Below are 10,101 nucleotides of genomic sequence, written 5' to 3'. Positions count from 1 at the left end.
CCGAGCCTACGCGGTCGCCGGGCGCGCCTGTCCGCTCGGCCGACGCACCGGCGCTTTCTCGGCGGCCGGCTCCTCGGCGGCGGTCGAAGCCGCCACGCCCGCGGGCTCGGCGCGACGCGGGACGTCGACCGGGGGAAGGGTCGAGACCGGGCGGTCGCTGCTGGAGAGCCACTGCGGACGTGGCGGGAGCTTGGTGATGCCGGAGAAGATCTCGGCGAGCTCGATGTGATCCAGCGTCTCCTTCTCCAGTAGCGCCAGGGCGAGCTTGTCGAGCGTGTCGCGGTTGGCGTTGATGACCTCGTACGCCTCGTTGTGCGCCTGCTCGATGAGGGCGCGCACCTCCGCGTCGACCCGCTCGGCGATGCGCTCAGAGAAGTCGCGACCGTGACCCATGTCGCGGCCCATGAACACCTCGCCCGAGGACTGGCCCAGCTTGACCGGACCCACCTGCGTGGTCATCCCGTACTCGGTGACCATCTTGCGCGCGATGCTGGTGGCCTTCTCGATGTCGTTGGACGCACCGGTGGTGGGGTCGTGGAAGACGATCTCCTCGGCGACGCGGCCACCCATGGCGTAGGTGAGCTGATCCTGCAGCTCGTTGCGGGTGATCGAGTACTTGTCGTCCAGCGGCAGCACCATCGTGTAGCCGAGGGCCTTGCCGCGCGGGAGGATCGTGACCTTCGTCACCGGGTCGGTGTGGTTCATCGCCGCCGCGGCGAGGGCGTGGCCGCCCTCGTGGTACGCGGTGATGAGCTTCTCCTTGTCGCGCATGACACGAGTACGGCGCTGCGGGCCCGCGATGACCCGGTCGATCGCCTCGTCGAGCGCGCGGTTGTCGATGAGCTGCGCGTTGGAGCGGGCGGTGAGCAGGGCGGCCTCGTTGAGCACGTTCGCGAGGTCGGCGCCGGTGAACCCGGGGGTCTTGCGGGCGACGACCTCGAGGTCGACGCTGTCGGCCAGCGGCTTTCCGCGGCCGTGCACCTGCAGGATCTTCTGCCGGCCCTTGAGGTCGGGGGCGTCGACGCCGATCTGCCGGTCGAATCGGCCGGGGCGAAGGAGCGCGGGATCGAGGATGTCGGGACGGTTCGTCGCCGCGATGACGATGACGTTCGCCTTGGGGTCGAAGCCGTCCATCTCGACGAGCATCTGGTTCAGGGTCTGCTCGCGCTCGTCGTGACCCCCGCCCATGCCGGCGCCGCGGTGGCGGCCGACGGCGTCGATCTCGTCGATGAAGATGATGGCCGGCGCGTTCTCCTTGGCCTGGTTGAACAGGTCTCGCACGCGGCTGGCGCCGACGCCGACGAACATCTCGACGAAGTCCGAACCCGAGATCGAGTAGAAGGGAACGCCCGCCTCGCCCGCGACGGCGCGGGCCAGCAGGGTCTTTCCGGTCCCGGGAGGGCCGTAGAGCAGCACGCCCTTCGGGATGCGGGCGCCGACCGCCTGGAACTTGGCCGGGTCCTTCAGGAAGTCCTTGATCTCCTGCATCTCCTCGATGGCCTCATCGGCCCCGGCGACGTCGACGAAGGTGACCTGCGGCATCTCCTTCGTCACGAGCTTCGCGCGCGACTTGCCGAACTGCATGACCTTGCTGCCGCCGCCCTGAGCGCTGGAGAGCAGGAACCAGAACAGCAGACCCAGGAGCAGCAGCGGGATCATCAGCGACAGGAAGCCGTCGAACCACGACGGCTGCGGCACCGAATCGTTGAAGCCGTCCTCGGGGTTCGCGGCGTTGATGGCGTTGACGACCTCTTCGGCGCGGGCCTGGACGTAGTAGAACTGCACCTCGGTGGCGCCCTCGTAGGGCTCGGCGAGGGTGAGGTCGACGCGCTGGTCGCCGTCGGTGTTGAGGACCTCGGTCACCGTGCCGCCGTCGAGGAGTTCCAGACCCTCCTGCGTGGAGATCTGCCTCGCGCCCCCGAGGCTCGAGATCAGCGAGAAGCCCACGATCAGGAAGATCCCGATCAGCACGATGTAGAACAGCGGGTTCCTGGTGATCTTCTTCAGGTTCATGGTGCGGGCGGGGCCCGATCCCTTCCTCGACGAGCCGTGGGCGTGACGGGAGCCGCGGCAACGGTGGATTCAGGGTATCGCGGGCTCTCTATGCCCGGCCTGTGCGTTCGTCGTGGGCGGAATCGACGCGAGATGCGGGGCGCGTCAGGCGTACACGTGCGGCGCGAGCACCGCGACGTCGCGGAGGTTGCGGTACTTCTCGGCGTAGTCGAGGCCGTAGCCGATCACGAAGTCATTGGGGATGTCGAACCCGACGTACTTGCAGTCGACGTGCACCTTCGCAGCATCCGGCTTGCGGAACAGCGCGAACACCTCGACGGATGCGACACCGCGCGAGGCGAAGTTGTCGAGCAGCCAGCGGAGGGTCAGTCCGGAGTCGATGATGTCCTCGACGATCAGCACGTGCTTGTCGTGCAGGTCGGTGTCGAGATCCTTGCGGATCTGCACCACACCGCTCGAGCGGGTCCCGGTGCCGTACGACGACACCGCCATCCAGTCCATCGGGTACGACACCGGCAGAGCCCGCGAGAAGTCGGCCATCACCATGATGGCGCCCTTCAAGACGCCGACCAGGACGACGTCCTTGCCCTCGTAGTCGGCGGCGACCCGCGCCGCGATCTCGTCGAGCTTGCTGCGGATCTCCTCCTCGGTGAACAGAACCCGGGTGATGTCGCCTTCGATGTCGGCCGCGCGCATGCGCTCCAGCTTACGGCGCCGAGTGTTCCGCGCCGAGCGGGGCGGGGGGCGCGCCCGGGCGGTCAGCGGGCGGTGAAGACCACGCGACCGCCGACGCGCGCGGCGCGGCACGCCGGGAGGTCGATCGGGCCCTGGCCGGCCCAATCCGTGACCAGGCGCGCGACCTCGAGGGTCTGCACGCGGGTGAGGCTCTCGCCGAATTCGGCGGCCACGACGTGGCGGATGATGCGGTGCCGGAGCGCCGGCGGGTTGGCGGCGAGCGCCGCGACCGAGACCGCGATGCCCGCCTCGGCGTGCTCGACGATGTCTTCGATCGTCTCGTCGATCATCTCCTCGAAGGCCGCAGCGTCCTCCCGCAGCTGCTCGGCGGTGCGGGCGAGCGCTTCGGCGACGCCCGGGCCGAGCTCGGCCTCGAGCACCGGCAGCACCCGCTCGCGCACCCGCACCCGCGCGAAGCGCGCGTCGGCGTTGTGCGGGTCGTCCCAGGGCGTGAGCCCCTCCGCCGCGCACGCGGCCCGGGTGGTCTCGCGGGGCACGGTGAGAAGTGGCCGCAGCAGCGGCATCCCGTCGAGATCGGATGCCGCTGCCATGCCCTGCAGGCTCGCCGCGCCCGATCCGCGGGCCAGACCCAGCAGCACCGTCTCGGCCTGATCGTCGAGGGTGTGGCCGGTGAGGATCGCCGCCGCTCCTTCCACCCGCGCCGCGTCCCGGAGCGCGCGGTAACGCGCGTCGCGGGCCGCCGCCTCGGGACCACCGGCGCCCCGCACCTCCACCCGGACCACTCGCGCCGCGGCGCCCAGAGCCTCCGCGGCGTCGCGGGCCGCCTCCGCGGCATCCTCCGACCCCTCCTGCAGCCCGTGGTCGACCGTGATCGCGACCACCCTGATCCCCCGCCGCGCGGACTCGAACACCGTCGCCGCGGTGAGGGCGAGCGAGTCGGCACCGCCCGACAGGCCGACCACGATCCGCGATCCGTCGGGCACGGAGGCGAGGCCGCGTCGCACCGCGAGGCGCACGGCGGCGACAACCGGGTCGAGCGAGGGTCGGTGCGTCACGCCCCCACGCTACCCACCGGCGGCGTGGCGACCGTCGACAGGTCGCGCTCCGCGCCCTACGGTGTGGCCATGGAATCCGAATCCGAGATGGGTCGCACCCGCTACCGGCTGTACATGATCATCGGCCTCGTGGTCGCGATCCTTCTGCTCGCCGCGGGGGTCGGCGCCCTCCTCACCAACGGCGGGCCCGTCCTCGGGTGGTTCATGGTCGTCGCGGGCCTCGCCATCGCCATTGTGTCGGTCGTGCAGCTGCGACGATCCTGAGCGGCGGGACGGCCGCGACTAGGCTGGTCGCCGGCTACCCACCGTTCTGAAGGAGCACAGGCATGGGCGCATACGACGCCGTCATCGAGATCCCGCGCAACAGCAAGATCAAGTACGAGGTCGACCACGGCACCGGACGGGTCTTCCTCGATCGCATCCTCTTCACCCCGATGGGGTACCCGACCAACTACGGGTTCTTCGAGAACACCCTTGGCGAAGACGGCGACCCGCTCGACGTGCTGGTGCTCCTCGATCAGGACCTCATGCCCGGCATCCTGGCGAAGGTCCGCCCGGTCGGCGTGCTGAAGATGGTGGATGAGGCGGGCGGCGACGACAAGGTCGTCGCGGTGCTGGCGAAGGACCCGCGCTGGGCGCACATCCAGGACGTCGACGACATCCCCGAGTACACCAAGAACGAGATCGGGCACTTCTTCGAGCACTACAAGGACCTCGAGCCCAACAAGTGGGTCAAGGTCGACCAGTGGGCGAACGCCGCCGAGGCCGAGCGTCTCGTGAGCGAGGCCTTCGTCCGCTTCGAGGAGCACGAGGGCGAGACCCGCACCCAGGGTGAGGGCGAGTCGCCGAACACGCTCGACTGAGGCGCGCCAGGCCACAGAGAGATCGGATGACGACGGTGGCGGGCAACGGACCAGGACTACGCGTGGCCGCCATCAACGAGGCGATCGCGTCGCGGCTCTGGCCGATTCCGCTGGCGGCCACCGTCGTCGCCGTCGCGCTCGGGGTGCTCGTGCCCGAGGTCGATCGCGTGGTGGACCAGGATCTGTCGCCGACGTTCGCTGCGCTGCTGTTCGGCGGCGGCGTCGAGGCGGCGCGCGCGGTGCTCTCCGCCATCGCAGGGTCCGTCATCACCGTCACCTCGCTCACCTTCTCACTGACCGTCCTCGCGCTGCAGCTGGCCAGCAGCCAGGGGTCACCGCGTCTGCTGCGGATGTTCGCCGCCGACCGGATGGTTCACGCCACCCTGGCGACCTTCATGGGCACCTTCGCCTACGCGCTGACGGTGCTCCGCACCGTGGAAGACGCCACCGAAGGAGCCGACGCCTTCGTCCCTCGGATCGCGGTCACCGTGGCATCCGTCGCCACCCTGACGAGCGTGGTGATGCTCACGTTCTTCCTCGCCCACCTCGCTCGGCAACTGCGGCTCGAGACGATGATGCGCGACGCGCATCGAGAGGCGTCCCGGACGATCGATCTTCTGTGGCGGGCGCGGCCCCGCGCACCGGCGTCGATCCCGCCGACCCCGCGCGCTTCGCGCGACGTCGCAGCGACGACGTCCGGCTTCCTGACCGGTGTCGACCGTGCCGGCCTCATCGCCCTCGCACGAGAGCACGACATCGTGGTCGAAGAGCTCTGCACGATCGGCGACAGCATCGTGGCGGGTTCGCCCGTGCTCCGATGGTGGCACCGCGACACGGCGCTCACGAGGGCCGACGCCGGCGTGGATGAGTGGCTGCTCGGCCGGATGAGCCTGTCCTACGAACCGACGCCCTCACAGGACGTCAGCTTCGGCATCCGCCAGATCGCCGATGTCGCGATGAAGGCTCTCTCTCCCGGGGTCAACGACCCGACGACCGCGGAGTACGCCGTCGGCCACCTCGCCGATCTGCTCGCCGACATCGCCTCACGGCCCGACCTTCCCGCGTGCTGGGCGGACGAGGCGGGAACCGTTCGGCTGATCCCGCGCAACCCGGATTTCCGCGCCCTCGTCGATCTGGGGCTCGGAGGGGTGCGTCGCTACGGCAGCGGTGACCCCCGTGTCGCCGCACGACTTATCCGGGCGATCGGAGAGATCGGCCGCCGGACGCAGGGTGTCCGCCAACGCGAGGCACTTTTCGAGGAGCTGGCGGGCATCGAGCGGGCGATCGAACGCCTCGGTGTCGACGACGGCGACCTGCGCAAGTGTCGCGACCTGATCCGCGAGGTGACGGTCTCTCTCCGCGACGCGTGAGCGAGACCCGCCGGACGCGCGTCAGACGCCGATGCCCCGCGCGGCCATGAAGTCGATCGGGTTCGTCGTCGCGCCGTTGACGTAGCACTCGTAGTGCAGGTGGCAGCCGAACGATCGCCCCGTGTTCCCCTCGGCGCCGATCAGCTGGCCGGCGTTGACCCACTGACCGTAGCCGACGTAGATCGCCGACATGTGACCGTAGCCGGTGCCGATGCCGCCGCCGTGATCGATCCGGACGTAGTTGCCGTAGCCGCCGTTGTAGCCCGAGTACGTCACGCGGCCCGCCGAGGCGGCGAAGATGCCCGCGCCACACCCGGCGGCGAGGTCGACCCCGGCGTGGAAGGAGCTCGCGCACCCCTGTGAACCGCACTGGCTGGTGCGCCACCCGTAGCCGGAGGAGCGCCAGCCCGACGACGGACGCGCCCAGCCGCTGCCGACGACTCCGCCGCCGTTTCCGCCGCCGCCACCACCGCCGCCTCCGCCTCCGCCGGAGGACGATCCGCCGCCTCCGCCACCGCCGCCGCTGTTCTGCTGCGCTTCGCGACGCTTGCGCTCTTCTTCGGCGAGGCGCGCGGCCTCCGCGGCTGCGGCCGCGGCCGCTTCCTGCTCGCGGCGCTTGCGCTCTTCCTCGGCCTTGCGGCGAGCCTCGACGCCCGCCTGATAGTCGGCGATCGTCTTCGCGGTCGTGTCGCGCAGGGCGGCGAGCTGGGCCTCGAGCTCGACGCGGTGGGTCTCCTGCGCGGCGAGCGCCGCCTCGGCCGCAGCCGCCGCCTCCTGGGCGGCGACCATCTTCTGCTCCGCCTCCTTCTGCAGGCGGTCGCGCTCCGCGCGCTGCACGGCGGCCTGGTCGCTGAGGCTCTGCGCCGAGTTGCGGGCGCTGATGGCGTCGGCGTAGACGTCGCGGTTGCGCTCGACGAGCTTGTCCATCGTGCCGAGGCGCGCCAGCAGATCGTCGGCACTGGCGGCGGACCCGGCGAAGAAGAGCTCGAGCGAGGTGTCGTCCCCACCGTTGCGATACAGCTCGGCGGCCACGCGGCCGGCCTTGTTCGCGGCATCCGTGGCCTTCAGCGCCTGCTCGTCCGCCTGGCGCTGCAGCTCATCGGCGCGATAGGCCGCCTCGAAGTACGCCTGCTGCGCCTCGTAGTACTCGTCTCCGGCGCGGATCGCCTCGGCCTGCTTGGCGGCGACGTCGGCGGCGAGACCGGCGATGAGGCCCTCGATGCGGGTGATCTCGGCGGCCTTCGCGCCCTCGTTCTGCTTGGCGCGCTCGACGTCTTCCCACGACGGGTAGTCGACGGCGAAGGCCGGTGCCAACGCGGGGCCTGCGAGGGCACCTGCGGCCGCGATGCCGGCGATACCGAGACCCAGCAGACCACGGCGGCTGAGATCGGGCCAGAGCATCGCCTTCTCGCGCGACGTGGGCGCGCAGCCGCAGTCGTCATGCACAGCGTCGGAGTCCACAGGCCCTCTCCTTCGCACACAGGCAGAAGTAGACGTGCATCACACTAGCAACATCAGTCACAATCGCAACGGTGATCACCGGAATCGAAGGGGTCGAGTCCGGTCGGTCGTCGGGGACAGTGTCCCCTTCGACGGGCGCACACACTCGCGCGACGCGCGGGTCTGCGCGGCATCCGATGGCTCGATTGGCGCAAGCGTCGGGGATTGCGTATGCTTGGGCGTCGGCGAGTGAGCCTCCGGGTTCGTTCATCGGCCCCATCGTTTAGCGGCCTAGGACGCCGCCCTTTCACGGCGGTAGCACGGGTTCGAATCCCGTTGGGGTCACTCCGTAAGGCACAATTGAATAAGCATGGCCCTGTAGCGCAGTTGGTTAGCGTGCCGCCCTGTCACGGCGGAGGTCGCGGGTTCAAGTCCCGTCAGGGTCGCTCCAAGCGGCGGGCCTTCTTTCGAGGAGGCCTTTCGTCTAGGACGTGGCATCGCGTCGTTCGCGATACGGATGCTGCGCGGCTCTGTAGCTCAGTTGGTAGAGCGCACGACTGAAAATCGTGAGGTCACGGGATCGACGCCCGTCGGAGCCACTGGGACCCTCGTGTGGCTTCTACACACGGGGGTTTCTTCATTCCCGGGCACCCGCGTCGTCAACGGTCGGGCCCACGATGCCCGAGGACGAATAGTCTCCTGAACGTGGGAATCGACGCGGATGAGGATGCCGGCGACGACGCCAGAGCGCTGGCCCCACCTCGTCTCACGGACGAAGCCCGCCCGACATTCGACCGCGTCCTCCACGGGTCTGCCCCCGTTCCCGTACGGACTCACCCCGGACGGCGCCTCCGCGGGGACGGCTGTTCCAGCGGTCGCTTCGTCGTGGGGCTGTTGTGCGCCGGCGCGATTCTCTCCGCTGCCGCAGCGGCAGTGAGCCTGGCGTTATCGGTCCGCGACGATGAAGCAGCGCTGCTCGTCGGGTTCGGTGTCTTCCTGCAGATTCTCGCGCTCGCGCTCCTCATCGGAGCCGCGCTGAGCGTCCTGCGCGTCGACGGGCTCAGATGGCCGGCCGCGCTCGCGGTGGCCGCGACCGGGACGCTGGCCGCCGGCATCCTCCTCTGCGCATACCGAGCGGTCGAGGAGGGCTGGAGGTACATTCCGTGACGGAGAAAGGGCCGTTCACCGAACCCCACAGAATCACGCGGATCTCACACCGATCGCCGCTCTGCCTGTGGTCAAGTGCGAATTTTGTGCCGCAAACGCCCGACATGACGCATAATCCAGGTGACGTGTCATCGATCTGAACGGTTCTTCATGCCCTTCCGCAACGCCGCCACCCTCCAGGCATGGTTGGAGGAGTTCCTCGCCTCCGGCGAGCACGCCGGCTTCGCGGGCACGGTGCGCGTGATCCCGCAGGACGGGGCGGACGGAGCGGACACCGGGCTCGTCGGGGTGAAGTTCGAGCGACTCTCCACGACGACCGCGATCCGACCCGAGCAACCCGGCTCGGCGCGCTGGCTGGTGAGTTTCGAACCACGCGACAGTCCTGTGTCGATGCCGCCCGAACAGGTCAGCGCCCTCGCCGAGGATCTCACCTACGTCGCCCGACTCTGCCGGTTCCTCGAGCGCAAGTCAGCGCAGTACCTCGAGGGTGACCAGCCCTAAGCCGCCACCCGCGGTCTCAGCGGGACGCGACCGCGACCGTCAGGTCGTCGAGGAGCGTCGAGAGCTCCTCGATCCGAGTCACATCGCGCAGTGCCACGGCATCCTCGAAGTCGTCGTCGAACCGGCACAGCGATGACCACGGGTCATCCGAGAGGTCGATGGCGGGGTTGATGCGGATGACGCGGCGATCGTCCGGGTCGTACTCGCGCGTCGCGACACCGCGTTCGACCAGTCGGTCGATGAGCGCCGTGGCGCCAGCGGCGGTGATTCCCAGATAGGCGGCGATGTCGGCCGCGCGCACCCCTGGGCGTTCGCAGATGAACATCAGTGCCCGGGCGTCGCCGTCCCCCATGTTGAGGTCTCGCCGGGCTCGCGCGAACGCTGCCGAGCGCGCGTCGAAGTATCCGGAGAGGGCCCGGCGCAGCGTGGATGGCTGTCGTGCGATGGTCATCGCCTCCATCCTGGTGCCCACGCCGGGCGACGGGGTTCACCGTCTGAGTATTACATCAATTTAACTAAATCGGTGAACTTTTCTGTTAGCGTTGACCACGTCGCCATTGGCTCGCTCCCGGTGTCGATACCTCGATCCCAAACGCTGGGTGGGCCTGGCGAAGGAGTGGAAATGGGTTATCTCTATTACGGAAGCGACACGCAGGCAATTCCGATGCCTGACCGCATGCTCGCGCACGTGAAGGTGCTGGCGGCGACGAAGCTCCGACGGAACGAATCCTTCACCATCACGTGGCGCCACACCGACGACGAGGCGCCCGGACGCACGACGCTCTGGCTGCACCCGGCGATCCCGCTGCGCTTCACCTTCAGCTCGGTCGACGCCGAGAAGATCGACGGGCCCCTGCTGCAGAAACTCGCGAACGAGGCGAGTTCCTCGGGCGGCCTCAACCTCGACGCGCGCCTGTTCGCGCCGACTCCTGAGCCCGAGCCCCAGCCCGCCCTCACCCTCGCCGCCGCCGGCTGAATCGGCAGGTTACGCCGACC

The 10,101-nt window shown here is 69.4% G+C and carries 11 protein-coding genes and 3 tRNA genes; 9 read left to right on the top strand and 5 right to left on the bottom strand.

From position 1 onward, the window contains the following. Positions 1 to 6 precede the first annotated feature (6 nt). The 3 genes from ftsH to tilS form a co-directional block, all read right to left on the bottom strand. Complete coding sequence (ftsH, locus tag T9R20_RS01395; protein WP_322410778.1) at positions 7 to 2,013, bottom strand: ATP-dependent zinc metalloprotease FtsH; 2,007 nt, start codon at positions 2,011 to 2,013, stop codon at positions 7 to 9. A 144-nt stretch (positions 2,014 to 2,157) separates the two neighbouring features. Then, positions 2,158 to 2,709: a hypoxanthine phosphoribosyltransferase gene (hpt, locus tag T9R20_RS01390; protein WP_322410777.1), complete on the bottom strand. Its 552-nt coding sequence runs from the start codon at positions 2,707 to 2,709 to the stop codon at positions 2,158 to 2,160. 62 nt (positions 2,710 to 2,771) lie between these two features. Continuing rightward, positions 2,772 to 3,764: a tRNA lysidine(34) synthetase TilS gene (gene tilS, locus T9R20_RS01385; protein WP_322410776.1), complete on the bottom strand. Its 993-nt coding sequence runs from the start codon at positions 3,762 to 3,764 to the stop codon at positions 2,772 to 2,774. A gap of 69 nt (positions 3,765 to 3,833) precedes the next feature. Here tilS and T9R20_RS01380 point away from each other — a divergent pair, with 69 nt between their 5' ends. The 3 genes from T9R20_RS01380 (at position 3,834) to T9R20_RS01370 (ending at position 5,997) form a co-directional block, all read left to right on the top strand. Next, entirely contained in the window at positions 3,834 to 4,028 is a 195-nt protein-coding gene (locus T9R20_RS01380) for a hypothetical protein (protein ID WP_322410775.1), read from the top strand. A gap of 62 nt (positions 4,029 to 4,090) precedes the next feature. After that, positions 4,091 to 4,627: an inorganic diphosphatase gene (ppa, locus tag T9R20_RS01375; RefSeq protein WP_124292192.1), complete on the top strand. Its 537-nt coding sequence runs from the start codon at positions 4,091 to 4,093 to the stop codon at positions 4,625 to 4,627. A gap of 26 nt (positions 4,628 to 4,653) precedes the next feature. Continuing rightward, on the top strand, positions 4,654 to 5,997 hold the full coding sequence (locus T9R20_RS01370; protein ID WP_322410774.1) for a DUF2254 domain-containing protein: 1,344 nt from the start codon (positions 4,654 to 4,656) through the stop codon (positions 5,995 to 5,997). 21 nt (positions 5,998 to 6,018) lie between these two features. Here the strand turns inward: T9R20_RS01370 and T9R20_RS01365 are convergent, their stop codons facing one another. Beyond that, complete coding sequence (locus T9R20_RS01365; RefSeq protein ID WP_322412221.1) at positions 6,019 to 7,398, bottom strand: peptidoglycan DD-metalloendopeptidase family protein; 1,380 nt, start codon at positions 7,396 to 7,398, stop codon at positions 6,019 to 6,021. A gap of 311 nt (positions 7,399 to 7,709) precedes the next feature. On the opposite strand from T9R20_RS01365, the gene T9R20_RS01360 reads away from it, so the two are divergent. From T9R20_RS01360 to T9R20_RS01340, 5 genes are all read left to right on the top strand, one after another. Then, positions 7,710 to 7,782, top strand: a tRNA-Glu gene (locus T9R20_RS01360). 27 nt (positions 7,783 to 7,809) lie between these two features. Then, positions 7,810 to 7,883, top strand: a tRNA-Asp gene (locus tag T9R20_RS01355). A gap of 80 nt (positions 7,884 to 7,963) precedes the next feature. Beyond that, a tRNA-Phe gene (locus T9R20_RS01350) sits at positions 7,964 to 8,036 on the top strand. Between the two features lie 106 nt (positions 8,037 to 8,142). Further along, complete coding sequence (locus tag T9R20_RS01345) at positions 8,143 to 8,604, top strand: hypothetical protein (protein WP_322410773.1); 462 nt, start codon at positions 8,143 to 8,145, stop codon at positions 8,602 to 8,604. Between the two features lie 150 nt (positions 8,605 to 8,754). Continuing rightward, positions 8,755 to 9,105 carry a hypothetical protein gene (locus tag T9R20_RS01340; protein WP_322410772.1) on the top strand — a complete coding sequence of 117 codons (351 nt, stop codon included), beginning with the start codon at positions 8,755 to 8,757 and terminating at the stop codon, positions 9,103 to 9,105. 16 nt (positions 9,106 to 9,121) lie between these two features. On the opposite strand, the gene T9R20_RS01335 is transcribed toward T9R20_RS01340, so the two are convergent. Next, entirely contained in the window at positions 9,122 to 9,556 is a 435-nt protein-coding gene (locus T9R20_RS01335) for a helix-turn-helix domain-containing protein (RefSeq protein ID WP_322410771.1), read from the bottom strand. A 213-nt stretch (positions 9,557 to 9,769) separates the two neighbouring features. Between T9R20_RS01335 and T9R20_RS01330 the strand changes: the two genes are divergently transcribed. Then, positions 9,770 to 10,081 (top strand): hypothetical protein, encoded by a 312-nt coding sequence (locus T9R20_RS01330; protein WP_322410770.1) that lies wholly within the window; start codon positions 9,770 to 9,772, stop codon positions 10,079 to 10,081. Positions 10,082 to 10,101: the final 20 nt, after the last annotated feature.

Origin of the sequence: Microbacterium invictum, from assembly GCF_034421375.1 — a bacterium.
Taxonomy (GTDB): domain Bacteria; phylum Actinomycetota; class Actinomycetes; order Actinomycetales; family Microbacteriaceae; genus Microbacterium; species Microbacterium invictum_A.
This window is presented reverse-complemented; position numbering and strand designations above follow the sequence as displayed.